This is a genomic window from Massilia violaceinigra, assembly GCF_002752675.1.
Classification (GTDB): domain Bacteria; phylum Pseudomonadota; class Gammaproteobacteria; order Burkholderiales; family Burkholderiaceae_D; genus Telluria_A; species Telluria_A violaceinigra.
The window spans coordinates 3,369,812-3,395,409 of sequence record NZ_CP024608.1 but is presented as its reverse complement, the minus strand read 5'-3'; the positions used below and the strand labels follow the sequence as shown (position 1 = coordinate 3,395,409).

Genomic DNA, 25,598 nt, shown 5'->3' with positions numbered 1-25,598 from the left:
AATCCAAGGCATCTTTGCTAAGCGACAGACCCTTGGATTGCCGTGGGAGCGCCTAGCCCTGCGCGGGAAGTCATCTCTGCCAATGGCAGAAATGACAGTTTTGAAATTCGTGGTCACAAAACGGCTTAACTTAACGCCATGTCCCTCTACGGCGGGCAAGCCCGCCTTGCGTCATCGGCGAGGGGTTAAACGGTTCAGCACCCCGGCGTCGATGCCGGGGCTCACCACGGGGGCAAGGCCGGGCTGGGCAGGGTTGGCCACGCCGGGGATGAGCGGGCCGGGGTTAATCACCGGGTCGAGCAAATCCTGGGCAGGGTTGGCCAGGGCCCGGTCGCGGTCGTAGTACTTGTCGTAGCCGGGACTGGTGCGATCGAAGCCGCGGTCATAGGCGGCCACCATCCCCTGTGGCGTGGTGAGGGTGCCGCCCCTGGTCAGGCTGTCGAGCAGTCCGGACAAGCCCGGCTTGGTCGATTTCAGCTCGACCGACATGCCGAACTCGCTGCGAAGGCGTGCCAGGGTTTCGGGGCTGATATTCTGAAGGGTGCGCGCGTCCAGAACAACGCGCTCTTCCCCTGTTCCGTTCTCTTCTGCCATAACGTCCTCCTGTCATTAAGTGGTGTTAAGAAGACAGCAGAATCCATCCTACGCCGGAAAGAAGCCGCATCAATGCTATCGATTGTGCTAGTACGGAAACGCTTGTCACGCATTCCCGGCGCGCTATCGGAGCGCCTGGCGCATCGAGCGGCGGCTCGAAGGCAAGCGACCATGAGGCGGTTTGAAGGCAAGCGGTTCTGAGGCAGCGATGTGACGGCGCCGTCACGTGAGGGCGGCTGCCATGAACGCCGATGACTTGCCGCCTGCTCCTTGTTCGTGATCAGTCGGACATCATCTTCAGCCCCGGATAGCGGCCGTTCGCATGGGCGCTCTCAGCCGAACAAGCCATGCAGGAACCAGCGCGGCGCGGTATCGCCATCGGCGCCGGCGATGCGTTCGCGGTAGACCCAGTAATGGGCATGATCCTGCCCTTGCGCAATGAAATAATCGCGCGTCTGCGACTGGCTCCACCAGCCCGCCTCGATCCGCTCGGGGGTCGAGGCCATGCGCAGGGGCGAGCCGTAAAACGGCCGGTGATCGCGCATCAGCAGCGCCACCGGCTTGGCCAGCAGCCAGGCCGGGCGCGGCAGGCTGAGCACGTCCGGCGGCAATTGCGGCTGCTGCTGCGCCGTGCGCCGCGTCTGCTGCACCGGCACCCAGCGGTTGGCCAGCTCGGGCCGGTAATCGGCGCGCGGGGCCGCCTGCAGCACATTCTCGGGGCCGAGGCGCGCCACCAGCAGTTCGAGCATGCGCCACTGGTCCTGCTCGCTGCCGCCGGGCTCGGGAAACAGCGACTCGCTCGGCACGGCCATGGCCTGCACCTCGGGCGCTTCGAGCACCAGACCGATCACGTGCGCTTCCAGGGTCAGGCTGCCCAGGCGCTCGCGCAGCAGGCGCACCAGATGGTCGTCGCGCCAGGTCGGCTCGGCCAGGATGATGTCGAGCACGGTCGGCGGCCGTGCCACCCGGCCGCGCTCGTGTTCGAGCAGCAGCACGATGCGCCCCACCGCCAGCTGGTGCGCGCACAGCCAGCCCGTCATTTGCAGCAGCAGGCTGTGGGCGCCGGCCAGCAGGGCATCGGCCTGCTCGACCCGGTCGAACAAGTCGAGCCGGGCCTGGAAGGTGGTGGGCGCGGCGATCCAGTCGAACAGCTCGGCCGTCATGCCGTAGGCGGCGTCGAGCACGCCCAGCAAGGCGCCGCCGCAACGGCGCTGCAAGCCCGGACGCGGCAGGCGCCGCAGCTGGCCCAGCGACAGGCAGCCGATGCCATCGAGCCAGGCGGCAAACGGGCGCGCCGGCAGCGGCAAGGCGGCCGGCAGCCGGTCCAGGCGGCGCTTGAGCGATGCCATGCCAAGCGCGTGGCCGCTGCCGCCGCGCGCCAGCAGCCAGGCCCCGCGCGCCGTCGGCGCGCAGCTGAGACGGGCACTGAAGCCGAGCGCGCGCACGCTGGCGCGGATGCGCCGGCACAGCGCGCGCACCCCGCCGAACAGGCGCAGGCTGGCCCCCACGTCCATCAGCAAGGTCGCTTCCTCGGCCAGGGTGACCTGGGGCGTGTACTGCAGCAGCGCCATGGCCACCGCCTGCAGGGCGGCGGCTTCGCGCGCGGGCTCGCGCTCGTGCAGGCGCGCTGCGGGCAACAGCATCAGCACGCCGCCGCGGCGCATGCCCTCGCGCACCCCGCCCGCCTGCGCCAGTGGCGAGGCGGCCAGCACGCGCTCGTGTTCCAGCACGACGCTGGCGGCCTCAGCCGACCAGTGCGGGCTGAATACGTCGAGCGGGAGCCGGGGCAGGCAGAGGCCGATCCAGAGTCGCATGGCGCTGCAGTAAAGAAGGAGTCAGGGGCAGGAACAGGGGCGCGTCGCGCTGCGGTCCCCGGCGTTTGACGAAACCGATGTCGAGCCCGCCGAGGGCCGGACGCAAGCTCAGGCGCAGCGGCGCCGGCGAGGCATCCTGAGCCGCCGCGAGCGGGCGCAGCAGGAAGAACAGGGCCTCGCCGCACTGGGCCGCCAGATGCAGGCGGCGCAGCGCATCGGGACGCGCATGGCTGGCCCAGAACAGCAGCGCGCCGCAACTGCCGCTGCGCAGCACCTGCTCGGCCGCCCACAGGGCATCGGCATTGCGCGCGCTGCGCACCCAGATCATCTGGGAAGGCGGCAGCCCGAGCGCGGCCAGGGCCAGCGCCTGGGGTGGATGGGGTGGCTGCAGCAGCACGATGCGGCGCTCGGCCACCTTGGCCAAGGCCGGACGCAGCAGGCGCAATTCGCCGATGCCGCTCTGCTGCTGCAGCAGCTCGACCAGGCAGCCGCTGGGCCAGCCGCCGCCAGGCAACTGGGGCGACAGGGTGGGATGGCCGCTGTCGACACAGCGCGTGCCGGCATGGGCCAGCTGGGAAGCGCGCCACAGGGCGGGATGCAAGGTCTCGGGCGCGGCAAGGAAATCAGGGGAGCTCATGGTCGGATCAACAAAGTACTGTATGTTTATACAGTACTCTCTGGCTGCCAATTTGGCAAGGCCTATCGTGCGCACCCCGCCTTCCAAGCACCGGGGTCAGACCTCTGATTAGAAATTTTTCCAGCCAAGCATCATCTGTGCAGCAGCCACGCCCGCAGGGCAGCGGCCAAGGCCATCATGGTCATGCCCAATACAACAAACGTGCTTAAGCCAACGACCGGACCAGGCCGGTACGACACGATTTCCTTTTTAGAAAGATTGGATTTACATACCAGTAACGCATGGCCGGATGCCAGGAAAGAATGAACAAGCGCGCATCATTGCCCAGAAAGAAACCAAGGTCAACGCCGGTGCTTGCCGAAGAAGTCGACCAGCATCTTGCTGGCATCCGGCCCCGCCGCCGAATTGAACGACAGGCGCGCGTCGCCCCCGCTCCAGGCATGCTGCAGCTGGGCGATCTGAGCCACGCGCAAGATCAGCTTGCGCCCGCGATACACATCGTGCAGCTGGTGCGGCAAACCACTGCGCCCACCGGCCTTGTGCGCCACCCGCACCGGCGTCGCCGCCGGCAGATCATTGATCAGCATCGCCTGGCGCCGCAAGTGCACCTGGTTGACCGGCCGCACCACCCGGTCGTCGTCGCCCTGGATCAGGATGGTCGGCATGGACGGAAACCCGGGGCGCCGTTCGAGCACTTCGGCGATGGCGCTGTCGACCCGCGCGCCGTTGCCATGTTGCATAACCCCGAGCGCCCCGACCGTGCTGTGCCCCGCGCCATACAGCGGCCCCGAATGCAGCCCCAGCCCGGCGAACAGCTCCGGATGGTTGAGCGCGACAATATTGGCCATGCCAGCTCCCGCCGACATGCCGCAGATGAACACCCGCGAGCGGTCCAGGCCGTATGCGGCCAGCACCTGGCCGAGCATGCCCACAATCACCGGCACGTCGCCCCCGCCCTGCTGGGTGGCGCGGTCATACCATTTCCAGCAGCGGTGCGGATGGGCGCTGAGCGATTGCTGGGGATACAGCACGGCATAGCCGGCCTTTTGCGCCATCTGGTTCATGCGCGTGCCCTGGGCAAACTGGGTGGCGCTCTGCTCGCAGCCGTGCAGCATGACGATCAGCGGCCAGCCCGAGGGCGGCGCCGCGCCATCGGGCAGATACAGCCAGTAACTCATCGTGCGCAGCACCTGTCCGCTCTGGCCGGCGTAGCGCGCGGTGAGCCACTTGCCCGGTGCTGGCGCATCTTTAAGCGATGCCGCCAGCGCGGCGCGCGGCGCTGGTTTCGGTTTTGGCGTGGGTGCAGCCGTGGAGGCGGCTCTGGGTTTCGGGGCGGGCCTGGGAGCGGTTGTTGAGGCAAGTTTCGGTGCCGGTTTGGCGCGTGCCTTGGGCGCCGGTTTGGGCGGCGCGAACAGCGCCGTGAGCAGGCGCGCCGTCGAGCGTTGCTGCTTTTTACCCACGCGCATCAGGCTGCGCAGCAAGGGGGCGCTCGACTTTACCATCGCAAACGCACCATCACGCGCTGGTGCAGGCGCGCCCACAGGATGGCCGCGAACGAGCGGGTCGACATTGGTTTGCCGAGCGGGCCGGCGTGGGTGCAGCGTGCATTGACGATCATGGTGATGGCCTCCTTTCAACCAGCATAGCGTGCACGCAAGGCGCCGCTCCGTGCGTTGCGCCGCTTAGCCGGTCCGATGAACAAAAAAGCAACATCGGCCGGCCACGCGTGCGCGCCGACACCATTGAGGCACATCAAAGAACCGCTTGCGCAAAAATCTAGTCTGTTTGCATAAGGACCGCGAGCGGCGAGGTCCGCACACCCAAAAACACCAGGAGAACGAGATGAATTACACAGAGCGCGACAAATATGGCATGTACAAAGGCAGCGCCGGTCCGGGCCCTGCCCTGATGGGCGCCGACACCCTGATCGGCGACAACGTGGTCAATGCCCAGGAAGACGATCTGGGCGAGATCAAGGAAATCATGCTCGACATGCGCAGCGGGCAAGTCGCCTATGCGGTGCTGGCCTTCGGCGGCATGCTGGGGCTGGGCGAAAAACTGTTTGCAGTGCCGTGGCAAGCGCTGCATCTGGACACCGTCAACAAGCGCTTCGTGCTCAATGTGGAGAAAGAGCGCCTGAAAAACGCACCCGGCTTCGACCCGGACGCCTGGCCCGACATGAGCGACATCAGCTGGGCCAGCCAGGTGCATGGGTTTTACGGAACCGACGCCACCAGCGGCGGCATGGGCGCGGGAACGCAGTCCGGCATGGGCGGCGCAGGCACGGGCACCACGAGCGGCAGCCCGGGGACCAGCGGCATGGGCGGCGGTTCCGGAACGAGCGGCATGGGTGCCGGACTATGAAGCGTCCTTGACGAATAGCGCCGATGGAGGGGGGCCAGTGCGGCGCGCCCGCGTGCGCCCGTATGACGCGCGCGGAGTGTCGAAGGCGTGCACCGACGGGCCGAAGGCGTGCACGGATGACACCTTGTGGCTATCCGCACGCCGACGCCCTGGATCAGCGCTGCATCGACTCCCACACCTTCTGCAGGCGCTTGGCCGACACCGGCATTGGCGTGCGCAATTCCTGCGCATACAGCGACACGCGCAGCTCTTCGAGCATCCAGCGAAATTCCACCATCTTCGGATCGGTGTTTTTTCCCGCCAGCCGGTCGCGCGCGGCGCGCATGAAATGGCTGGCGGACTGGGTCCACTCGGCCATCAGCTTGGCGTCGCGCGCGGGATCGGCACGCAGCTTTTCCAGCCGCACATTGATCGCCTTCAGATAGCGCGGAAAATGCGCCAGCTGCGCATAATCGTTATCGATCAGGAAGCGCTTGTGCACCAGTCCCTGCAACTGCGACTGCATGTCGGCCGCGGCCTGCGCCTGCACGCCCTGCAGCTTCTTGGGCAAGCCGTGGAACTCGGTCAACACCTGCGACACCAGGCGTGCAATCTCGTTCACCAGCAAGGTCAGGCGCGACTTGCCTTCCTCCTTGCGCTTGTTGAACGAAGCCGCGTCGGTCGGCAGCGGGTCTTGCAGGCAGGCGATGTCGATCGCTTTCTGGATGATCTGGTCGCGCAACTCTTCCTGCGAGCCCATCGCCATGAACTGCATGCCCATCTGCTGCAAACCCGGAATGTTCTTCTCGACAAACTTGATCTGCTCCTTGAACTGCAGCGCGAACAGGCGGCGCAGGCCGATGCGGTGGGTGGCGGCAGCCACGGTCGGATCGTCGAACACTTCCAGGTCGCAGTGGGTCTGCTTGTCCACCAGCGCCGGAAAGCCGATCAGGGTCAGCTTGCCCTGCACGATTTCCAGCAGCTCCGGCAATTCGCCGAAGGTCCACGAGGTCAGGCCGGTGTGCTGGCTGACCTTGGGCGCATTCGGTTGCGACGCCGTGGCCGCCGACGATGCTGCCGCCGGCGCAGCGGCCGAGGCCGAAGTCGTGGCCGTCGCCTGGACCTTGCCCGGCGCCGCCGGAATCGACACCTCCGCCAGCTTCTGGAAGCTCTGGCGCGCCTGCCCGCCGAATTCGGCCTGCAAGGTCGCCAGGTTGCGCCCCATGTCGAGCTGGCGTCCGTGCTCGTCGATCACCTTGAAGTTCATAAAATGGTGGGCCGGCAGCGTTTCGGGCTTGAAGTCGGTCGTCATCACCATCAGGCTCGTTTGCGAGCGGATGTCGGCGATGATGGCATCGATCAGGTCACCGCGCCCGAACTTGCCCGCCTCGTGCACGCGTTCGCAAAAGCGCGCCGCGTAATCGGGCAGCGGCACGCAATGGCGGCGCAGCTTCTGCGGCAGCGATTTTAAAAGCAGATGCACCTTCTCCTTCAGCATGCCCGGCACCAGCCAGTCCGCGCGCTCGCGCGGCAGCTGGTTCAGCGCAAACAGCGGCACCGCCAGGGTAACGCCGTCGCGCAGGCTGCCCGGCTCGAAGTGGTAGGTGAGCTGCATTTCGATGCCGGTCACCGACATCACCTTCGGGAACAACTCGGTGGTGACGCCAGCCGCTTCGTGCCGCATCAATTCGTCGCGGTTCAGGAACAGCAGCTTGGGTTCCTTGAAGGTGGCGTCCTTGTGCCACTTCTCGAAGCCGGCGCCGTTGACCACATCGGTCGGAATGAGCTTGTCGTAGAAGGCGGCGATCAGATGGTCGTCGACCAGCACGTCGAGACGGCGCGACTTGTGCTCGAGGTTTTCGATCTCTTTGATCAGCTTGTGGTTATGCGCAAAGAACGGCGCGCGCGTATCGTAGTCGCCCGCCACCAGCGCATCGCGAATGAAGATCTCGCGCGCTTCGGCCGGATTGAACTGACCGTAGTTGATGCGGCGCTGGCTGTAGATCACCAGCCCGTGCAGGGTCGCGCGTTCGGATGCGGTGACCTGCGCGGCGCGCTTTTCCCAGCGCGGCTCGCCCCACGATTTTTTCAGCAGGTGGCTGCCCACCCGCTCGATCCATTCGGGTGCGATGTTGGCCACACAGCGCGCGTACAGGCGCGTGGTTTCCACCAGTTCGGCCGCCATGATCCACTTGCCCGGCTTTTTAATGAGCGAGGAACCCGGCCACACGTGGTACTTGATGCCGCGCGCGCCCAGGTAGCCGGCGCCCGGTTCATCCTCGGACTTGAAGCCGATATTGCCCAGCAGGCCAGTGAGCAGGGCCGTATGCAGGTTTTCGTACGTGGCCGGCAGCTCGTTCATGCGCCAGCCCTGCTCCTTGACGATGGTGAGCAGCTGCGAATGCACGTCGCGCCATTCGCGCAGGCGCACCTGCGAGAGGAAATTGGTGCGGCAGGTTTCCATCAGCTGGCGGTTGGTTTTCTTGTGCTCGATGGCCGCCTCGAACCACGTCCAAATCTTGATATAGGTGAGGAACTCGGACTTCTCGTCGGCGAACTTCTTGTGCGCCTCGTCGGCAGCCTGCTGGTGCTCCATCGGCCGGTCGCGCGGATCCTGCACCGACAGCGCCGAGGCGATGATCAGCATCTCGGTCAGGCAGGCGTTTTCCAGCGCGGCCAGAATCATGCGCCCGACCCTTGGATCGAGCGGCAGCTTGGCCAGCTTGTGGCCGAGCGGGGTCAGGTCGTTCGATTCGTCGACCGCGCCCACTTCCTGCAGCAGCTGGTAGCCGTCGGCGATCGCGCGGCCCTGCGGCGGCTCGATGAACGGGAACGTCTCCACATCCGTCAGGTGCAGGGACTTCATGCGCAGGATGACCGCCGCCAGCGACGAGCGCAGGATTTCCGGCTCGGTGAACTTGGGGCGCTGCAGGTAATCGTTTTCTTCGTACAGGCGGATGCAGACGCCGTCGGCCACCCGGCCGCAACGGCCGGCGCGCTGGTTGGCGGCCGACTGCGCGATCGGCTCCACCTGCAATTGCTCGACCTTGTTGCGGAAGCTGTAGCGCTTCACGCGCGCAAGGCCGGCGTCGACCACGTAGCGGATGCCCGGCACCGTCAGCGAAGTCTCGGCCACGTTGGTGGCCAACACGATGCGGCGCGCATTGGTGATCTTGAAGACCTTCTCCTGCTCCTCGACCGACAGGCGGGCGAACAGCGGCAGGATTTCGACGTGCGGCGGATGGTGCTTGCGCAGGGCTTCGGCGCAATCGCGAATTTCGCGCTCACCCGGCAGGAACACCAGCACGTCGCCCGAACCGAGGCGGCACAATTCGTCGACGCCATCGACCACGGCGTCCATCAGGTCACGCTTGTCGCGCGCGGCCTGCGCCTTCGGAATCGGTTTGCCCGACGCCACTGGCGGCGCCACCGCCACCGGATCGCGGTCGACCGGGCGATAGCGCACTTCCACCTTGTACAGGCGGCCCGACACTTCGATCACCGGCGCCAGCTTGTCGCCGTTGGCGAAGTGGCGCGCGAAGCGGTCGGCATCGATCGTTGCCGAGGTGATGATCACTTTCAGGTCGGGACGGCGCGGCAGCAGCTGCTTGAGGTAACCAAGCAGGAAATCGATGTTCAGGCTGCGCTCGTGCGCTTCATCGATGATGATGGTGTCGTAGTTTTTGAGCAGCGGGTCGGTCTGGGTTTCGGCCAGCAGGATCCCGTCCGTCATCAGCTTGACCGAGGCACCCGGCTGCAAGGTGTCGGTAAAGCGCACCTTGAAGCCCACGTGCACGCCCAGCGGCGTGCCCAGTTCCTGCGCGATGCGCTTGGCGGTGGACGACGCGGCGATCCGGCGCGGCTGGGTGTGGCCGATCAGGCCCTTCTGGCCGCGTCCCAGCTCCAGGCAGATCTTGGGCAGCTGGGTGGTTTTGCCGGAACCGGTTTCGCCGGAAACGATGATGACCTGGTTCTCCAGCAGCGCCTTGGCGATGTCCTGGCGGCGCCCGGAGACCGGCAGGTCTTCGGGAAAGGTAATCGGCGGCAGAGGCGTGCGAAATACTTCGCGCGGCGCGCGCTGCGGACGTTCGCCCGCTGGCTGACCTTCGCGTGGCGCACGTTCACCGGCTGCCTGACCTTCGCGCGGTGGACGCGGGGCGCGCGCCGGACGTTCGCCGGCCAGCTGGCCTTCACGCGGTGGACGCGGCGCACGCGCCGGGCGTTCGCCGGCTGGCTGGCCCTCCCTTGGCGCACGCGCTGCGGCACCCTGGCGCTCGCCCTCCCCCGGCTGGCGCGGCTGGCGCGATTGAGACCCACGCGGCGCGGGTTGACCCGCCTCGCTGGCATTGCGGGGCGTGGCGACGGGTGGCGACGGCGGTGCGGAAGGCTTGTTACTCTGTTCTGACATTGTTTTTACATGAATTTAGCGCGCAAGTCGCGCAGCGAATTATAATGCGCCAAATGGAAACCCCTAACCAATTCGTCCAATGGCTGCGCTCAGTCGCGCCGTACATCCACGCGTTCCGTGGCAAGACCTTCGTGGTCGCCTTTCCGGGTGAACTCGTCACCGCCGGCGCGCTGCCGGTGCTGGCCCAGGATTTGTCGCTGCTCGTCGCCCTCGATATCCGCGTGGTGATCGTGCACGGCTCGCGGCCCCAGGTCGCCGAGCAGCTCGCGCTGCGGAACGTCGAAGGCCGTTTTCACAACGGCATCCGCATCACCGACACCGCCGCCCTCGAATGCGCGAAAGAAGCGGCCGGCGAACTGCGCCTCGACATCGAGGCCGCCTTCAGCCAGGGTTTGCCCAACACGCCGATGGCGCACGCCGCCATCCGCATCATCTCAGGTAACTTCGTCACCGCGCGCCCGCTTGGCGTGATCGATGGCGTCGACCTCGAACTGACCGGCATGCCGCGCAAGATCGCCGCCGAAACCATCCACGCGATCCTGGCCACCGACAGCCCGGTGCTGCTCTCGCCGCTCGGCTTCTCGCCGACCGGCGAAGCGTTCAACCTGACCATGGAAGACGTGGCCGTGTCGGCCGCGATTGCCCTGCACGCCGACAAACTCGTGTTCATCACCGAAACGCCGATGATGGTTGACGAAGGCGGCGCCGAAATCCGCGAACTGTCCTCGCACCAGGCCGAAGCCGTGCTGCAGGCGGGCTTTTTGCCGCCCGACGCCGCGTTCTACCTGCAGCACGCCATCAAGGCCTGCAACAGCGGCGTGCCGCGCGCCCACATCGTGCCGTTCGAGATGGACGGTTCGGCCCTGCTCGAACTGTTCACCCACGATGGCGTGGGCACCATGATCAGCCACGAAAACCTGGAAAGCCTGCGCCGTGCCACCATTGAAGACGTGGGCGGCATTATCAAGCTGATCGAGCCGCTCGAAGCCGACGGCACCCTGGTCAAGCGCGGACGCGAACTGATCGAACGCGAGATCGACCAGTTCTCCGTGATCGAGCACGATGGCGTGATCTTCGGCTGCGCCGCCCTGTATCCGTTCCCGGAATCGAAAATGGGCGAAATGGCCTGCCTGACGGTGAACCCCGAAGTGCAGGCCCAGGGCGACGGCGAGCGTATCCTCAAGCACGTGGAAAACCGCGCCCGTGCGGCCGGCCTCAAGCAGCTGTTCGTGCTCACCACGCGCACCTCGCACTGGTTCCAGAAGCGCGGCTTCAAGCCGGCCACGGTCGACGCCTTGCCCAAGGATCGCCAGCATATGTATAACTGGCAGCGCAAATCCCAAGTGCTGATTAAGTCTTTATAATCACGCCTTTACACTTATCCGCTTGAGGAGTACACATGGCTCGCACCGTCCATTGCATCAAACTGAACAAGGAAGCCGAAGGACTCGACTTCCCGCCTTACCCGGGCGAGCTGGGCAAGAAAATCTGGGAATCGGTGTCGAAGGAAGCCTGGGCGGCATGGCTCAAGCACCAGACCATGCTGGTCAATGAAAACCGCCTGAACCTGGCCGACCAGCGCGCGCGCAAATACCTGGCCACGCAGATGGAAAAGCATTTCTTCGGCGATGGCGCCGACGCTGCCCAAGGCTACGTCCCACCAGCGGACTGAGCAAGCCTTCAGCAAACTGGCGCGCGCCCTCTCCGGGCCGCGCCAGCTTTCATCAGATCTGCTTCAAATCGGCTTACACTGACGCAATTCGCACTTGGCCTGGAAAATGGTACGGTTATCGCACACCATGCGATACACCTCGACCGGACCCGGCGGCGTCATCAGGCCGGCACCCACGCCGCCCTTACAACCCTGCTTCTTGGCCATGTTTTCCACCGTTACCGACGAAATGCCGGGGCGGAACGGCACGTGCGCGATCGGCTGGCCCTTGGCGTCGAGCGCTGGTGCTTGCACTGGCGCGACGGCCACCTTCACCGGCGCTTGCCGCGCCGCGACTTTTTGTTTCCTGGCCGACGAACAGCCGCCCAGCACCGCCACACACATCACCGCCAAAAGCAATCGCTTCATGTTATCCCCGTCGTTGAACTACTTCTTTAACTTCATGTTTGATCGATTTCTTGCCGAATCGATGTCTTGTATGGCTTAAAACGTCAGCGTCTTGACGCCTTCGCTTGTTCCCAGCAGGCACACATCGGCCCCGCGCTGGGCAAACAGGCCGACGGCGATGACGCCGACGATCTGGTTGATCTGTTGCTCCAGCCCGACCGGATCGGTGATCGACAGACCCGCCACGTCGATGATTTCGCCGCCGTTATCGGTAATGAAAGCTTGTTCGGTGCCTGCTTTGAGGCGCAGGCGCGGCTGGCCGCCCAGGGCCGCAAGGCGCCGCATCACGGCCGCGCGCGCCATCGGCAGCACTTCGACCGGCAGCGCAAAGGCGCCCATGGTCTGCACCAGCTTGGAGCCGTCGGCGATGCAGACGAACTGGCGCGACACGGAAGCGACGATTTTCTCGCGCGTCAGGGCTGCCCCGCCGCCCTTGATCATGGCGCCGCTGGCGGTGATCTCGTCGGCGCCGTCGATGTAGACGGCGATGTCGGTCACGTCGTTCAGGTCGTACACGGCAATGCCGTGGCCGCGCAGGCGCGCCGCGGTCGCTTCGGACGAGGCCACCGTACCCTTGATGCGGTCCTTGATGGTGGCCAGCTCATCGATGAAGAAATTGGCGGTGGAGCCCGTGCCAACGCCGATGATCTCGCCGTCAACCACGTAGGCGATGGCGGCGCGGGCCACGGCTTGTTTCAATTCGTCTTGAGTCATGTCAGAAAATAAGGGGAGAAAAAGAAGGAATGCTCTTATTTTAACGGATCGCACCTCGCCAATACACCTTTCCTGCCCAATTTTGTTGCCATGTCGCATGAACGTAACCAAGTCGCGGGCACGGCTGGTCCGTTTTACCTATACGGGGTGGAATCTATGCGAAAATGCCTCGATGCATAGATTCTCTGGGAAAGTGACATGAACGAAACGAAAACGGTCCTTGTCGTCGATGACAGCCGAGTATCGCGGCTGATGGCGCGCCAATTCATCCTCAGCCGGCAACCCGACTGGAAGGTGGAAGAAGCCGGCACCGGCGAAGAAGCCATCGAGAAGGTGAAAACCCTGTCCCCCGTTCTGATTCTCATCGACGTCAACATGCCTGGCATGGGCGGCCTGGCCGCTGCCGAGCACCTGCGCGCCGCCTGTCCGGACGCCCATATTTCGCTCGTCACCGCCAACGTCCAGAACGCCACCCGTAGCCGCGCCACCGAACTGGGCATCGGCTTCATGGAAAAACCCATCACCGAAACGCGCATTCATGCCCTGATCGGCGCCCTGGAGTGACCATGTTCAATCTCAGCGAACTGCAGCACGATGCGCTGGTCGAGATCTTCAACATCGGCGTAGGCCACGCGGCCAAGTCGATGAGCGAGATCGTCAATGAAGAAGTGACGATGTCGGTACCGTCGATCAGCTTCCTCAACCGTGCGGAAGCCGCTGAGATGCTCGGCAACAAGGACAGTTCGCGCGTGTGCGGCGTCAGCCAGCACTACGAAGGTGCGTTCAAGACCGAAGCCATTTTGATGTTCCCCGAGGACAAGAGCCTCGATATCGTGCGCCTGATGGTGGGCGAGTCGGTGCCGCTCAAGGAATTGACGGAGATGGAGCAGGAAGCGCTGAGCGAGATCGGCAACATCATTCTCAACTCCTGCGTCGGCACCCTGGCCAATATTTTTGCGCAAGAACTGAGCGGGTCCCTGCCCGAGTACCACGTGGGCACCAGCGAGGAAATCCTGAGCGCCACCGGCGGCCAGGGCGATACCGTGGTGCTGATGCTGCATATCGACTTCATCCTCGAAAAACACCAGATCCACGGCTATGTGGCCTTCATCCTCGACCTGACCGCGCTCCAGGACCTGCAAGACCAGGTCGACCGCTACCTTGCCAAGATCATGGGTCCGGCCTGACATGGCAGACGCCGCGGCACCTGGCCAGGGCATGCTTGAAAGCGTGCTCGGCGCGATCAATCTGGGCACGATCGTGCTCGACCATGCTCGGCGCGTGGTGGTGTGGAACCGCTGGATGAGCCAGTATTCGGACTTGCCGGCCGAGAGTGTGGTGGGGCAGGATTTTTTTGTCCTGTTCCCCGAACTGGGCGGCAAGCGCATCGACGGCGCCGTGCGCCAGGCGCTGCGCGACAATTTTCCATCGGTGTTGTCGCAAACCTTGCACAAGGCGCCGTTTGCGCTGTTCGTCAACGCCGCGGCGCGCGAGGCGGGCGAACGCATGCAGCAGGCCGTCGCCGTGACGCCGCTCGACGTACCGGGTCTGGAGCGCCATTGCCTGATCCAGATTACGGACGTGAGCGTAGCCGTCCACCGCGAACGGCTGCTGCGCGAACAGGCACTCGAACTGCGCTCGCAGACGTTTTCGGACGGCCTGACCGGGATTGCCAACCGGCGCCATTTCGATGTGGCGATGGAAAAGGAAATGCGGCGCGCGAAGCGCTCCGGCACGCCGCTGTCGCTGCTGATGATCGATATCGATTTCTTCAAGCCGTACAACGACCATTACGGGCACCAGCAGGGGGATGACACCCTGATCAAGGTGGCGCACGCGCTGGCGGCCATGCTGCAGCGGCCGGCCGACCTGATTGCCCGCTACGGCGGTGAAGAATTCGCCGTGATCCTGCCGGAGATGACGGCTGAACACAGCCAGGTACTGGCCGAGAAGATGCGCGAGCGCATTGCCGCTTTGGCGATTCCGCATGCCAAGACCGAGCTGACTGGGTATGTGACGGTGAGCATTGGCCTGGCGACGCACGCGCTGGAAAATTCGGGCGATATCGCCGCGCTGCTGGGCGAAGCGGACCGGGCGCTGTACATGGCCAAAGGTGCGGGACGGAACCGGGTGGTGAGGTTTAGTTCGCCGTAAGCGTACCCGTCGTTCCTGGCATTGCCAGGAACGACAGAGGCTACGGCTCCGGCGAATAACTCCGCTTCATCACCCTCAACACAAACGTCGACCTGCTGTGCCGCAATCCCGGCAGCTTGTACAACCTGCGCCGCAAAAACTCCTCGTACCCCGCCGTCCCCGCCACCGCCACCTTGATCAGGTAATCGTACTCCCCGGTCAGTAAATACGCCTCCAGCACTTCCGGCATATCGGCCAGCGCCTGTCCGAAACTCTCGAAGGTATCGTCGTCGTGCCGGTCCAGGGTCACCTCGATCATCACCGTATCGGGCACGCCCAGCGCCTTTTGGCTCAGCAGCACCGTATAGCCTTCGATCACCCCCGCCTCTTCCATCTGCCGCACGCGGTTCCAGCATGGGGACGCCGACAGGCCGATCTTCTCGGCAAGCTGCGTATTTGAAATCCGCCCGTCACGGCGCAGCTCGCGCAAGATCTTGCGGTCAATCTCATCAAGTTCGGGAGCATTCATGGCTTTTGGCACCTCTAAAGAAGAATTATCACGATACCACATCCACAGCAGAAGAATCTTCCATCAAACCGCAAACCAGGCCTCACTTCAAAAGCCTATTCCGCAGCCCTCCGGATATCCTTTCGACATGAACGATAGCCACCTCCCCCTGAGTTTTTCGGTCCCCAAGACGGCCACCCTGGACACCCTCGAAGCCGTGCTGGCCATCGCCCGCCGCGGGGGCCTGCAACTGGCCGCGCTGGAGCTCGACAGCTGCGCAAGCAAGGACACCATCTTCCTGAATCTGCGCGCCGCCGACCCCGACCTGCTCGACCTGTTCATGGCGCGCCTGCACAACGTGATCGGCATCGCCGACATTTGCCCCATGCAACAAAAAGTTTCACGTATGCATGTTGCCTAACTAGCACAAATGGCGGACACTACGACGTCGCGCTACCGCGCCAGACTTGTTGAAGCCAATGACATTATTCACCCGGAAACGCGTAGCCATCCTGATCGCCGTGCTCGCTGCCGGCGCCGCCGGCGCTGTCTACCTGCAATCGAAAAAACCGCCGGTCATCCCCGAGTCGCGCTACCGTTCCGCGCCAGTCGACACCGGTACCATCACGCAGACCGTCACGGCCACCGGCACCATCAACCCAGTGGCGCTGATCAATGTCGGCTCGCAAGTATCGGGCACGGTGGTCGAGCTCAAGGCCGACTTCAACGACCACGTGAAAAAGGGCCAGGTGCTGCTGAAACTCGACCCGACCATCTTCAACGCCCAGATCCGCCAGGTCGAAGCCGGACTGGCCTCGGCCCAGGCTTCGATGCGCCTGGCGCAAGCGAACTTCGAGCGCAATGAACGGCTGGTGGCCCAGAACTACGTCTCCGGCCTGACCCTGGACCAGGCGCGCCGCGAGCTGGACGTGGCCAAGGCCAATATCAAGCTGTCCGAAGCGCAACTGGCGCGCGCCCAGGCCGACCTCGACAACAGCGTCATCCGCGCCCCCATCGATGGCGTCGTCATCAAGCGCACGATCGACCTGGGCCAGACGGTGGCGGCCTCCTTCACCACACCCAACCTGTTTCAGATCGCCAAGGATCTGACCAAGATGCAGATCGACACCAGCGTCTCGGAAGCCGACGTCGGCGCGCTGAAAGATGGCCAGCCGGCCCACTTCGTGGTCGACGCCTATCCCGACCGCGAATTTGCGGCCACCATGCGCCAGTTCCGCCTGGCGGCGAACGTGGTGCAAAACGTGGTCACCTACAACGTCGTGCTCGATGTGGAAAATAAGGAAGAGTTGCTCAAACCCGGCATGACGGCCCAGGTGCGCCTGGTGGTCGGCAACCGCCCCAACGTGCTGCGCATTCCCACGGCCGCCCTGCGTTTCCGCCTCAGCGATGAAGAGCTGGAAAAGGAACAGAAAAAACAGAAGGCCGACGGCAAAACCGCCCCGGCGGTGCCGCCGCCGGCCGAGGATGAGGACATCACCTTCCGCAGCAAGAGCGAAACGGCGCGCATCTTCAAGATCTACAAGCTCGACGAGAAGAACGATGCCAAACCGGTCGACATCAAGATCGGCCTGTCCAACTTCCGCTACACCGAAGTGCTGTCGGGTGAGCTGAAAAAGGGCGATAAAGTCATCACGCGCGCCAACGCCAGCGCCAAGAGCGAATTCTGATGCCGGCGCAGGACACGCCGCTGATCGATATCCGCCAGGTCACGAAAAGCTATTTTTCGGGCAGCATGGAGACGCAAGTGCTGTTCGGCATCGACCTGCTGGTGCCGCGCGGCGACTTTCTGGCTGTGATGGGGCAATCCGGCTCGGGCAAGTCGACCCTGATGAATATCTTCGGCTGCCTGGACCAGGCCACCGGCGGCACCTACCTGCTCAACGGCATCGATACCTTGACGCTGTCGCGCGCCGAACTGGCAACCGTGCGCAACCGGACGATCGGCTTCGTGTTCCAGAGCTTCAACCTGATCAAGCGCATGAGCGTGGCCGAGAACGTAGCCTTGCCGCTGATATACGCCGGCGTGTCGCGCGCGAAGGCGCACGCCAAGGCGCTGGTCGAGCTGGAGCGGGTCGGCCTGGCCGAGTACGCCAAGCGCACGCCCAATCAATTGTCGGGCGGACAGCAGCAACGGGTAGCGATCGCCCGTGCGCTGGTGGGCGACCCGCCGCTGATCCTGGCCGACGAGCCGACCGGCAACCTCGACACCCAGACCAGCGTCGACATCATGCGCTCCTTCCAGCAATTGAATGTGGAACGCGGCATCACGATCCTGCTGGTCACGCACGAGCCCGACATTGCCGCCTACAGCAAGCGCCTGATGCGCCTGAAAGACGGGCGCGTGCTGTACGACGGCCCGGCCGCCGACGGCTTGCGCGAACTGGCGCTCAGCCACGAGCAGCAGGCGCTGGCGCACGGAGGCGCGCCATGAATTTCTTCCAGGTTGTGATCGAAGCGTTCCGCTCGATGAGCGCGAACCGCCTGCGCACCGCGCTGACCATGCTCGGCATCATCATCGGCATCACCTCGGTGGTGCTGCTGCTGGCCTTGGGCGACAGCATGCAGCGCTTCATCGGCAAGGAACTCGAAGCGCTGGGCACGAATATGCTGTTCATTTCGCCGGGCGGGAACCGCGCCGCTGCCCAGCGCATGCGCGCAGGCGCCGCGCCCGCATTGACCCTGGCCGACGCGGCCGCCTTGAATTCCCTGTCCAGCCTGTCCGGCGCGGCGCCGGCGCTGCAAGGCGGCTTCAAGCTGGCAGTCGGCAATGAAACGTCGTCGAGCATCGTGCACGGCGTGACGCCCGCCATGTTCAAGATCCGCAACTGGAAGATCGAACTGGGCAGCGTGTTCAGCGAGGCCGACGTGCGCGCCGCCTCGCGCAGCGTGATCATCGGACACAAGGTCGCCGACCAGTTTTTCTACAAGATGGACCCGCTCGGCAAATATATCCGCATCGAAAACGTCGCCTTCCAGGTCGTTGGCGTGCTGCACGGCGAAGGCAAGCAGGTCGACGGGCCGGATATATCCGAACTGGTGCTGGTGCCGATCACCGCCGCCCGCGCCCACCTGATCCGCAATCCTTTCCCCGACAATGTGCATTACGTCGTGGCGCAGGGCAAATCGGACGGCAACTTGCAGGACGCCATCGAAGACATCAACGAAACCTTGCGCGACCGCCATCACATCAAGTTCGAGGAGCCGGACGACTTCCGCATCGACAACCTGGCCTCGTTCGCGGAGACGGCCGGCAAGATCAGCGCCGGCATTGCCGCCATGCTCGGCGTGATCGGCGCCATTTCGCTGGTGGTGGGCGGCATCGGCATCATGAACATCATGCTGGTGTCGGTGACGGAGCGCACGCGCGAGATCGGCATCCGCATGGCTATCGGTGCTAAGCCGCGCGATGTGCTGTTGCAATTTTTGACCGAAGCGGTGGTGATTTGCCTCGCTGGCGGCGTGGTGGGCATTGCCATCGCCATGGGATTGGCGGCCGCGATCACCGCCACCGGCAAGTTCGATGTCGTGATCACCCTGTCCGCGGTGATTGTTGCCTGCGGCTTCTCCAGCCTGGTGGGCGTGTTCTTCGGTTTTTACCCCGCACGGCGCGCGTCCAGGCTGCTGCCGGTCGATTGCTTACGTTACGAATAGACTTGATGAAATTCACATTACTGATTGCCATGATGCTGGCCGCTGGCATCGCTCCCGCCCAGGAAGCCGAGGCGGTCAAGGAAGTCGAGACGGTGCAGATCAACGCGTTGCGCGATCCCGATTTCAAGACGTATCGGGCGTTCGTTGCCGGGCTCGATGCGTTCGAGGCCAAGCAGTCGTTGGCTCCGTCAGCGGCGTTGCGCTTCCTGCTGCGCCCGAGTACGCCAGATATCAGCATCGAGGGCGTGACGATCCGGATTGCGGGCAACGACACCAGCATCGGCGTGCCGCTGGGGGCCGATGGCACGTTCGCGATGCCGCGCGATCAGGCTGCCCTGGATGAGGATGCTGAAATCATCCTCAATCGCAAGAAAGGCAGCTTCCGCTGGCGCCCGAGCGTGCGCACGCCGGACGTGCGCGCCAACGCGCGCCGCCTCGGGGATTTACGGCTCGAATGCGCCGTACGCTGGGCAGTGGAGCGCAAGGACCTGTCGTTCGCCAGGCGCACGCTGTTCATGGCGCTCGGCGGGCCGTGCACCAGCAAGCGGGTGCATTTGGTGCAGCAGGCGCCAAGGGCGATTGCCGGGTATCGCATGGTTGCGGGGGAGCGCAGCGAGACTGCGCCGGCTACGGCCGTGGGAGCCGGCGGGAGGACGTATGTGGTGCCGCTGCACGATGCGAGCTGGCCGGATGATGCGCTGGTGGAGTTTGAGTTTGCAGGGCCGGCTGGCTAATCGAAATCCAAACGGCGCTGAAGATATTTCACTCTCCTCGGGCATGGATTGATAGTATCAGCCTTGTTGGTGCGGACGTTTTTTTGGGATACCCCAAGGCGGCTGGACGAGTCCGCCATGCACTTTTTTAAGAACCGATATTGATCGGAAAATATCCTGCTTACTCTTCAAAATCCGCGTATGCATACGTAGCGCCATCGATCACGACTTTCTCCAAAATGTCCACAGCCATTCCACATGCAACAATTTTAAACGCCGCATATATTTTCTGAAAATCAGGTGGCAAAAGCCCTTCACGCATGGGATAGTTAAGTGGCAAGTCCTGGAAAGGAACAGGAAGTCGAATAGTGCAGTCGAGAACTGCCTTGCACATTGGAACCACCCACTTCCATATTTGATACTCATCATCATGCGGACCAATATTAATCTGGATATAGCTCAGTAATTCCCTTGAGAGACGTTGAAGTTTAACTATGTCAACTTCGGCATAGAAACCAGTATTTCCGATCAATCTGACTAGTCGTCTTTTAGTCACACTCATGGTAATTTTCCAATCAAAACAGGGGATGTGAACGCGCTCCGATCGGTAATTAGGGTCTGAATCCCTCCGCCTGGCTGAAGATACCCATTTTGTGAGGTCCTGGCAATCGTCGATTCAAATACCGTTATAGCTCTGTTTGCTGTCACTTCATGAACGTCGAAACGTAAAGTTTGCTGACTTTCCAACGGAATCCCGAGGCGATCAGAAATTTGATCATAACTCATTCCCTTCAAAGCTGAAATTTCATCCTTGGTAGCAAAGAACGCAGAATACTTTCCAGGGATATCCCCTTCTGGCACTAATTTATATAAAGCGTCACCCGCAACTAAGTCGATCGTTTTAGGCAGACTGGATCCGCTTGCCATCAAATTGGCGGCTTTTTCTGCAGCCTCCACAGGTGTGAACCCTTGAGATGTGTACGACTCGACGAGCCTGCGTCCTTCAGCACTATTAAGAGGACTGTCAACTATTCCGTGGGTTTTATAGGCGTCTGGCCCTGAATATCCATTTGGTGGTGGACGTGCTCGCTTTGGCGCACCCGAAACGTACACACCACCACGCCCCGTCGGAATCGCTTTTGTACTTGCAATGGTTCCTACTTTGGCTGCCGAGCCTCCCACTGCAGCGGTCCCGGCTCCCGTGGCGGCGCCTGTGGCAGTGCTAACGGCGGCGCTACCCGCGGTTGTGGTGCCAGTGGTAGCGGTAGTAGCCGCAGCGGTACCAGCAGTCGCGGATGCGTCCTTAACCTTTGCCAGATCCAACAACTTTTTGGCTTTTGCCGCACGTGCGGCTTTTAGCCAGCCGCTACCAAACATGGCAGCTTCAAACACGCCTCGCGTCACCGATTCAACATACTGTCCTTTCGACCAGGGATTGGTAACCGGGCTGACCATCGCCGACGCCAGCCCACTCGCATCTTGCGCCACACTCGTCGCGCTAACGTTACCGAGACGAATATCTTCGATAAGTATCAGCTTATCGAGCATTGCAAGCTGCTGGCCTTGCTCAGTGCCACCCATGCGCAATAACTTGGGCACGCCTTTAACCACTTCATAGGCCAGTTCGCCAGTGCCCATGACAAAACCCTTCACGCCCCCAAGCACACCGCGTGCGCCCTGCGCCGCCCAATCGCCGACCGTTCCGGGCGTACCCTGGATTTCTCCGATCCAACCATCGGACACGGCGTTCGCACGATCAAAATTAAAGAACTCGTCAAGTGCATCGAAGTCCAGGCGCCCTGCAAGGAGCTTGTCCCGCATCGTTTTCAACGCCAGCAACTTCTTGCTGACACGCGCAGCTGCACTTGCGGGGATGGCGGCCGATTTCGCTGCGGGCGGCGCGACGGTTTTGACCATCGTCACAACCTGCCCACGCGCACCACCCATGCCTGCGCTGTCGCAGTTGATGCGGCAGCCACTGTCGTGGCGCGCTACAGGAATGCCGTTGACCTTGACATTGGAATGTCCCTCCAGTATCTGGACATAGCCGGTGGACAGCGAGGTGCCGGACACGATATGCGCGCCCGCGTTCGCTTGCGTGTTCTTGAAGAGATCGCCGATGCGGTACACCGGCGTCCCCCGCGCTTTCACATCCGGCGAAGCCGCATGCTTGTAATCGAGTTGGGCGAAGCTGTTGAACGCCACCACGCACTTTCCCACCTGGCACAAATCAGGCTCCGTGGCGACAACGAGCCAGCCGTCAGCATGCGCGATATGTCGGACCAGACCCATCATCCACCCCGCTCAAAGGTTGCACTACCGGCTGATCTGGCTTGGTCGCGGTGCCGGAGGTAGTAACCGCTATCGCAATGTCCACCACAGGATCGTCGTAATCGAAATGGGTCCGCCAGACTATCGACACCTGGCGCCGGTCCAGGTCGAAACGCAGGGTATCGAGCAGCGGCACGCTGATCACATCGCCTCCGCTGGCGAGCCGGGCGGCGACAATCGGCATCCATCCGGACAGAGCCATGTCCGCTTTCTCCGGAAGCAGACCGGTCATCGTCACGGTTTCGTCGCCACGCAAATGTGGGGTCATCACCATGTCGGCCGGGGCATTCTGGAAGTAGCGCGCATCGAAATTGTCTGGCAGTAGCGGATACCGGGTGGAACGCCAATGCGCGTCGTAGTCACCCTGATAGCCCACGCGTGGCGTACACCAGCGTGCGATCGGACCAAACCCTTGGGGCGGCAAGCGCTGGAACGGATGCGTGACCGGATCGAGCGCATCCTCGATTTGCGGAGCATCCAGCACCTTCTGCTCAGCCACCCAGCGCGCTACGAAGGCGCGGCCTGACCGGCCGAGGTGCTTGTAATCGGCCGGATTGGGCAACCAGCCGATGCCGGCCGGATTTGCGCGATGCCTGATCGTGTCGACTTCCCCATCGCCGGTGAATGCAGCCGCGACGTCCATGCAGCCGCCAAACGCCAGGCGGAAATCGAGACACACGGATTCCACAGGCGACGCCGGTCCGACGCGCCATCCAAACAATCGCTTGCGGAACTGGCGCGGCCCATGCAGGCGTAACAGCTTTTTAAGCCCGCCGACGCGCAGTCCTGCGACCCACTGGGTATGCGGCAAGCCACCGGGCGCCAGTGCCCGACCGCTGATGAGGATGTCCGTGCCAGGCTTGTACGGCACCAGATCGCCATCTTCCTCAATGACGGCGCGCAGTGGATCGGTGGATGCAGGTCCGGCGTACACATCGCCCACAACGACGGGGCGTTGTTCCACAGCGAGGGTAATGCGCTCGCCATGCGCGGCAAAGTCGAACGTGGCGCGTACCACCAGAACATCGAGGCGTTCGCCCTCGGGACCGGACTGCTGAAACCAGAAGTGCGGTGCCCCGGTATGGTTCTGGATGGTGGCGCACATGCCGGCGTCGCCGGCAGCCACCACCTCCTCTACGGCGACAGCGGCCATCATGTGGCTTTCTCCCCATCGCCTCCCGGAGGGCTCTCGGCGCCGCCCGAATTGAGAAGCACATCGCCCGGCCCATCGACATGCACCTTGCCGCTCGCCTTGATATGAATGTTTTTGCTTTCAAGGTAAATCGCGTCCGGCGTCATGACGAATTTTGATCCGCCGCACACCAGTTCTATCCTGTCACCGGCGGACACCGACACCACCTTGCCGACCTTGGTCGTCTGGCTCTTCCCCACCACCGTCGCCATGACCATCCCGACGTTCAGGTTGTAAGCCATGCCGACCGTATCGACACGCCCCATGCCCACGTTCTGCATGGATGCCATGCCGATCGTCTCGGTCTTCATGCGGGCGACGTTGATCGACCAGTTTTTCCCGATCTTGTCCTTCTCGTTTTTGGATACCGTCTTGCTGCGGTTGCAGCCAACGCTGATCGTTTCATTCTTGCCGACGGTCTCGCTGCGATTGCTGCCGATCGAAATCGTCTCGTCCTTGCCGACGTCTTCGCTGCGGTTTTCTCCAATGCTGATACGCTCGTCATGGTCCACGCGTTCCGTGCGGTTGTTATGCACCGTGATCGCTTCGTCCCGATCAACCGTTTCAGAGCGGTCACGCTTGATATGACTGGTCTCGTCACGGTCAACCGTCTTGCGCCGGTCATTGCCAACCCATTTATCCTCGTCGTGCTCAACTTCGGTCAGTTGATCCTTCTCCGCATGAAGCCATAACTGCTCCTGCCCCTTCTTGTCCTCGAAGCGCAAGGCATTCGCGTTGTCGTAGCTTCCGCCGGGAGTCGAGCGTGACAGGATGCCGCTCTGGGTCTTATTGGCCGGCAGCGCCCAGGGCGGCAGGGTATTCGCGTTCGGCACCATGCCCGTGATGATCGGCCGGTCCGGATTGCCATCCATGAACTGCACCAGCACTTCCGTGCCAATGCGCGGAATCGACACCATCCCGAAATTCTCACCTGCCCAGGGTGTCGCGACGCGAATCCAGGCCGAACTCTTTTCGTCACTGGCGCCGGCCCGGTCCCAATGAAACTGCACCCGTACCCGGCCATACATATCCGTATGAATTTCTTCGCCGGCGGGGCCGACCACGGTGGCAGTCTGAATGCCGTGGATTTTCGTCTGGCTGCTGGGATGACTGCACGGCGCGCGCCACGGCACCATTTTTCGCACGCACACCAGCTGATTATCGTAATGGGACGGCGCGGTCGAACTCACATGGTAGTTATTGCTCGCGGTATGAATCGCCTCGACGATCAGGAATTCCCTGGCCTGCTCGTCGTTCTCCGCGACTCGCCGGTCGAAGTGACCGGTCAGACGAAACCAGCGGCCCGGCATGACATAACGGCTGTTGCCAACACCTTTGAAGCTTTTGCCAGCCGCTTCCAGCGCCTCCATCCGGGTTTGTGCCACCGAGCGGGCATCGCCACCATCCTTGAATCCGAACGCGCCCGTGTATTCGTAAGACTCCACATGGAATACCTCGCCCTGCTGATGCAGCGTCGGCAGGGACGTCAACGCCGGCTGCGGCGCCTTGAAATCGTAGGAAGCAAGCGCAATGGCGCCCTGCGTGATCCGGCGCCCGGGCGACCATTCGCCGATGCCGTCCTCTTCGACCGTGCCGCCATGACGCTGGAACGCAATCTCCGGACCGCCGTCAATCGGCGGCGCGGCGCTCGAATCGTCGGATAGCACCAGCTTGTGACCCGTTGCGCTGTGCTCAAACCAATAGAAAATGCCGGCGGCAGCCCAACGCCGCTCCAGGAAATTGCTGTCGGTCTCGTCGAACTGGCAACAATCCGTCATCACCCCGCTCGCCCCCTGCACACGCCAATCCCAGTCGGCCAGATTCGGGTAATCCCCGAAAATGCTCCGCGCCTGCTGATACAGCGTCGTGTAGTGGAATAAATAGTTATCCTTGCGCAGGCTCAGATACTTGAACCACGGCGCCATCCGCGCTTCGTAAAACGACACCCCGCCATCGACGCGTTTCAGGGAAAAACTGAACACCCGCCCCGAAAAATGACGCAGGCTGCCATCCTTGCGCACCAGTTCGATGCACATGAGTTTGCCCTGAAGTTGTTTCAATGGAATGCCAGGATCATCGGCCAACAGTTCCACAACGAATTCAAATGGCCGGGACAAGCCTTCCGATGCGTGCAGTTGATTGACGAGCAGCTGCGCGAATGGGCCGTCATCGTTGGGAAATGACAGGCGCAACAGCCGGTCGTGCTGCCGGTCGCCTACAAGGTCTTGCAAGCTCTCTAAAGTGGAGATCATCGCCATGTCCCAGTTCGTTATTTCCGGTTTTAAGATATTTCCGTGTGGAATCTTTAACCGACATTAGCGGAACGAAAGCGACGCTGAGTTGCGCGGGCGCAGGGATTTCAGGAAGCGGCGAAAAGCCGCAGGCAAGGTGTTGCGAAGAAAGCGAAACCGGTGGGCAAT

24 protein-coding genes are annotated in these 25,598 nt (G+C 62.9%); 11 read left to right on the top strand and 13 right to left on the bottom strand.

What is annotated here, in order from left to right; genetic code table 11:
• Positions 1-171: 171 nt before the first annotated feature.
• The 5 genes from CR152_RS15320 to CR152_RS34655 all read right to left on the bottom strand — a co-directional run bounded on the left by CR152_RS15320 (position 172) and on the right by CR152_RS34655 (position 4,663).
• On the bottom strand, positions 172-594 hold the full coding sequence (locus CR152_RS15320) for a hypothetical protein (protein WP_099875737.1): 423 nt from the start codon (positions 592-594) through the stop codon (positions 172-174).
• A 332-nt stretch (positions 595-926) separates the two neighbouring features.
• Positions 927-2,408 carry a Y-family DNA polymerase gene (locus CR152_RS15315; RefSeq protein ID WP_099875734.1) on the bottom strand — a complete coding sequence of 494 codons (1,482 nt, stop codon included), beginning with the start codon at positions 2,406-2,408 and terminating at the stop codon, positions 927-929.
• A complete protein-coding gene (gene imuA, locus CR152_RS15310; protein WP_099875732.1) occupies positions 2,338-3,045 on the bottom strand; it encodes a translesion DNA synthesis-associated protein ImuA in 708 nt (235 codons plus the stop codon). Before imuA ends, CR152_RS15315 begins: the two co-directional genes overlap by 71 nt.
• 341 nt (positions 3,046-3,386) lie before the next feature.
• Positions 3,387-4,547, bottom strand: coding sequence for an extracellular catalytic domain type 1 short-chain-length polyhydroxyalkanoate depolymerase (locus CR152_RS15305; protein ID WP_099875730.1), 1,161 nt, complete (start codon positions 4,545-4,547; stop codon positions 3,387-3,389).
• Complete coding sequence (locus CR152_RS34655) at positions 4,541-4,663, bottom strand: hypothetical protein (protein ID WP_267876239.1); 123 nt, start codon at positions 4,661-4,663, stop codon at positions 4,541-4,543. The genes CR152_RS15305 and CR152_RS34655 overlap by 7 nt, the downstream gene beginning before the upstream one ends.
• Positions 4,664-4,887: 224 nt before the next feature.
• On the opposite strand from CR152_RS34655, the gene CR152_RS15300 reads away from it, so the two are divergent.
• On the top strand, positions 4,888-5,409 hold the full coding sequence (locus CR152_RS15300; protein WP_099875727.1) for a PRC-barrel domain-containing protein: 522 nt from the start codon (positions 4,888-4,890) through the stop codon (positions 5,407-5,409).
• A 154-nt stretch (positions 5,410-5,563) separates the two neighbouring features.
• Here CR152_RS15300 and hrpA read toward each other — a convergent pair whose 3' ends face one another.
• Positions 5,564-9,796: an ATP-dependent RNA helicase HrpA gene (gene hrpA, locus CR152_RS15295; RefSeq protein WP_167399899.1), complete on the bottom strand. Its 4,233-nt coding sequence runs from the start codon at positions 9,794-9,796 to the stop codon at positions 5,564-5,566.
• A gap of 53 nt (positions 9,797-9,849) precedes the next feature.
• Between hrpA and argA the strand changes: the two genes are divergently transcribed.
• Together argA and CR152_RS15285 are read left to right on the top strand one after the other, a co-directional pair.
• A complete protein-coding gene (argA, locus tag CR152_RS15290) occupies positions 9,850-11,160 on the top strand; it encodes an amino-acid N-acetyltransferase (protein WP_099882364.1) in 1,311 nt (436 codons plus the stop codon).
• Between the two features lie 35 nt (positions 11,161-11,195).
• Positions 11,196-11,468 (top strand): oxidative damage protection protein, encoded by a 273-nt coding sequence (locus tag CR152_RS15285; RefSeq protein WP_099875725.1) that lies wholly within the window; start codon positions 11,196-11,198, stop codon positions 11,466-11,468.
• Between the two features lie 63 nt (positions 11,469-11,531).
• Here the strand turns inward: CR152_RS15285 and CR152_RS15280 are convergent, their stop codons facing one another.
• Together CR152_RS15280 and rpiA are read right to left on the bottom strand one after the other, a co-directional pair.
• Positions 11,532-11,876, bottom strand: a complete 345-nt coding sequence (locus tag CR152_RS15280) for a putative periplasmic lipoprotein (RefSeq protein WP_099875723.1) — start codon at positions 11,874-11,876, stop codon at positions 11,532-11,534.
• Positions 11,877-11,951: 75 nt separating this feature from the next.
• Complete coding sequence (gene rpiA / locus CR152_RS15275) at positions 11,952-12,629, bottom strand: ribose-5-phosphate isomerase RpiA (RefSeq protein WP_099875721.1); 678 nt, start codon at positions 12,627-12,629, stop codon at positions 11,952-11,954.
• A 198-nt stretch (positions 12,630-12,827) separates the two neighbouring features.
• Between rpiA and CR152_RS15270 the strand changes: the two genes are divergently transcribed.
• From CR152_RS15270 to CR152_RS15260, 3 genes are read left to right on the top strand one after another with little or no spacing between them, the layout of a single operon-like run.
• Positions 12,828-13,193, top strand: a complete 366-nt coding sequence (locus CR152_RS15270; RefSeq protein ID WP_099875719.1) for a response regulator — start codon at positions 12,828-12,830, stop codon at positions 13,191-13,193.
• A gap of 2 nt (positions 13,194-13,195) precedes the next feature.
• Complete coding sequence (locus CR152_RS15265) at positions 13,196-13,816, top strand: chemotaxis protein CheC (protein ID WP_099875718.1); 621 nt, start codon at positions 13,196-13,198, stop codon at positions 13,814-13,816.
• A gap of 1 nt (position 13,817) precedes the next feature.
• On the top strand, positions 13,818-14,783 hold the full coding sequence (locus CR152_RS15260; protein WP_229413402.1) for a GGDEF domain-containing protein: 966 nt from the start codon (positions 13,818-13,820) through the stop codon (positions 14,781-14,783).
• A 40-nt stretch (positions 14,784-14,823) separates the two neighbouring features.
• Here the strand turns inward: CR152_RS15260 and CR152_RS15255 are convergent, their stop codons facing one another.
• Positions 14,824-15,291 (bottom strand): Lrp/AsnC family transcriptional regulator, encoded by a 468-nt coding sequence (locus CR152_RS15255; protein ID WP_099882360.1) that lies wholly within the window; start codon positions 15,289-15,291, stop codon positions 14,824-14,826.
• On the opposite strand from CR152_RS15255, the gene CR152_RS15250 reads away from it, so the two are divergent.
• The 5 genes from CR152_RS15250 to CR152_RS15230 are packed head-to-tail and all read left to right on the top strand — an operon-like array spanning position 15,290 to position 19,676.
• Positions 15,290-15,691 (top strand): hypothetical protein, encoded by a 402-nt coding sequence (locus CR152_RS15250; RefSeq protein ID WP_208640127.1) that lies wholly within the window; start codon positions 15,290-15,292, stop codon positions 15,689-15,691. The two genes, CR152_RS15255 and CR152_RS15250, sit on opposite strands and share 2 nt — an antisense overlap.
• Positions 15,692-15,749: 58 nt before the next feature.
• Positions 15,750-16,958, top strand: coding sequence for an efflux RND transporter periplasmic adaptor subunit (locus CR152_RS15245; RefSeq protein ID WP_099875714.1), 1,209 nt, complete (start codon positions 15,750-15,752; stop codon positions 16,956-16,958).
• The gene (locus CR152_RS15240; protein ID WP_099875712.1) at positions 16,958-17,722 is read left to right on the top strand and encodes an ABC transporter ATP-binding protein; all 765 of its coding nucleotides are present in this window, start codon (positions 16,958-16,960) and stop codon (positions 17,720-17,722) included. Before CR152_RS15245 ends, CR152_RS15240 begins: the two co-directional genes overlap by 1 nt.
• Positions 17,719-18,942 (top strand): ABC transporter permease, encoded by a 1,224-nt coding sequence (locus tag CR152_RS15235; RefSeq protein ID WP_229413401.1) that lies wholly within the window; start codon positions 17,719-17,721, stop codon positions 18,940-18,942. Before CR152_RS15240 ends, CR152_RS15235 begins: the two co-directional genes overlap by 4 nt.
• Before the next feature lie 2 nt (positions 18,943-18,944).
• Entirely contained in the window at positions 18,945-19,676 is a 732-nt protein-coding gene (locus CR152_RS15230) for a hypothetical protein (protein ID WP_099875710.1), read from the top strand.
• A gap of 160 nt (positions 19,677-19,836) precedes the next feature.
• Here CR152_RS15230 and CR152_RS32940 read toward each other — a convergent pair whose 3' ends face one another.
• Genes CR152_RS32940 through CR152_RS15210 form a run of 4 tightly spaced genes read right to left on the bottom strand, consistent with a single transcriptional unit; the run spans position 19,837 to position 25,436 of the window.
• The gene (locus tag CR152_RS32940; protein WP_157778500.1) at positions 19,837-20,217 is read right to left on the bottom strand and encodes a hypothetical protein; all 381 of its coding nucleotides are present in this window, start codon (positions 20,215-20,217) and stop codon (positions 19,837-19,839) included.
• Positions 20,214-21,950: a hypothetical protein gene (locus CR152_RS32935; RefSeq protein WP_157778499.1), complete on the bottom strand. Its 1,737-nt coding sequence runs from the start codon at positions 21,948-21,950 to the stop codon at positions 20,214-20,216. Before CR152_RS32935 ends, CR152_RS32940 begins: the two co-directional genes overlap by 4 nt.
• Positions 21,916-23,142, bottom strand: a complete 1,227-nt coding sequence (locus CR152_RS15215; protein ID WP_099875707.1) for a DUF2169 family type VI secretion system accessory protein — start codon at positions 23,140-23,142, stop codon at positions 21,916-21,918. The genes CR152_RS32935 and CR152_RS15215 overlap by 35 nt, the downstream gene beginning before the upstream one ends.
• Positions 23,139-25,436, bottom strand: a complete 2,298-nt coding sequence (locus tag CR152_RS15210; protein WP_229413400.1) for a type VI secretion system Vgr family protein — start codon at positions 25,434-25,436, stop codon at positions 23,139-23,141. Before CR152_RS15210 ends, CR152_RS15215 begins: the two co-directional genes overlap by 4 nt.
• Positions 25,437-25,598: the final 162 nt, after the last annotated feature.

Coding starts and splice junctions, on each gene's coding strand:
- CR152_RS15320 (WP_099875737.1), bottom strand. CDS start 594: ATGGCAGAAGAGAACGGAACAGGGGAAGAGCGCGTTGTTCTGGACGCG.
- CR152_RS15315 (WP_099875734.1), bottom strand. CDS start 2,408: ATGCGACTCTGGATCGGCCTCTGCCTGCCCCGGCTCCCGCTCGACGTA.
- imuA (WP_099875732.1), bottom strand. CDS start 3,045: ATGAGCTCCCCTGATTTCCTTGCCGCGCCCGAGACCTTGCATCCCGCC.
- CR152_RS15305 (WP_099875730.1), bottom strand. CDS start 4,547: ATGGTAAAGTCGAGCGCCCCCTTGCTGCGCAGCCTGATGCGCGTGGGT.
- CR152_RS34655 (WP_267876239.1), bottom strand. CDS start 4,663: ATGATCGTCAATGCACGCTGCACCCACGCCGGCCCGCTCGGCAAACCA.
- CR152_RS15300 (WP_099875727.1), top strand. CDS start 4,888: ATGAATTACACAGAGCGCGACAAATATGGCATGTACAAAGGCAGCGCC.
- hrpA (WP_167399899.1), bottom strand. CDS start 9,796: ATGTCAGAACAGAGTAACAAGCCTTCCGCACCGCCGTCGCCACCCGTC.
- argA (WP_099882364.1), top strand. CDS start 9,850: ATGGAAACCCCTAACCAATTCGTCCAATGGCTGCGCTCAGTCGCGCCG.
- CR152_RS15285 (WP_099875725.1), top strand. CDS start 11,196: ATGGCTCGCACCGTCCATTGCATCAAACTGAACAAGGAAGCCGAAGGA.
- CR152_RS15280 (WP_099875723.1), bottom strand. CDS start 11,876: ATGAAGCGATTGCTTTTGGCGGTGATGTGTGTGGCGGTGCTGGGCGGC.
- rpiA (WP_099875721.1), bottom strand. CDS start 12,629: ATGACTCAAGACGAATTGAAACAAGCCGTGGCCCGCGCCGCCATCGCC.
- CR152_RS15270 (WP_099875719.1), top strand. CDS start 12,828: ATGAACGAAACGAAAACGGTCCTTGTCGTCGATGACAGCCGAGTATCG.
- CR152_RS15265 (WP_099875718.1), top strand. CDS start 13,196: ATGTTCAATCTCAGCGAACTGCAGCACGATGCGCTGGTCGAGATCTTC.
- CR152_RS15260 (WP_229413402.1), top strand. CDS start 13,818: ATGGCAGACGCCGCGGCACCTGGCCAGGGCATGCTTGAAAGCGTGCTC.
- CR152_RS15250 (WP_208640127.1), top strand. CDS start 15,290: ATGGCTTTTGGCACCTCTAAAGAAGAATTATCACGATACCACATCCAC.
- CR152_RS15255 (WP_099882360.1), bottom strand. CDS start 15,291: ATGAATGCTCCCGAACTTGATGAGATTGACCGCAAGATCTTGCGCGAG.
- CR152_RS15245 (WP_099875714.1), top strand. CDS start 15,750: ATGACATTATTCACCCGGAAACGCGTAGCCATCCTGATCGCCGTGCTC.
- CR152_RS15240 (WP_099875712.1), top strand. CDS start 16,958: ATGCCGGCGCAGGACACGCCGCTGATCGATATCCGCCAGGTCACGAAA.
- CR152_RS15235 (WP_229413401.1), top strand. CDS start 17,719: ATGAATTTCTTCCAGGTTGTGATCGAAGCGTTCCGCTCGATGAGCGCG.
- CR152_RS32940 (WP_157778500.1), bottom strand. CDS start 20,217: ATGAGTGTGACTAAAAGACGACTAGTCAGATTGATCGGAAATACTGGT.
- CR152_RS32935 (WP_157778499.1), bottom strand. CDS start 21,950: ATGATGGGTCTGGTCCGACATATCGCGCATGCTGACGGCTGGCTCGTT.
- CR152_RS15215 (WP_099875707.1), bottom strand. CDS start 23,142: ATGATGGCCGCTGTCGCCGTAGAGGAGGTGGTGGCTGCCGGCGACGCC.
- CR152_RS15210 (WP_229413400.1), bottom strand. CDS start 25,436: ATGGCGATGATCTCCACTTTAGAGAGCTTGCAAGACCTTGTAGGCGAC.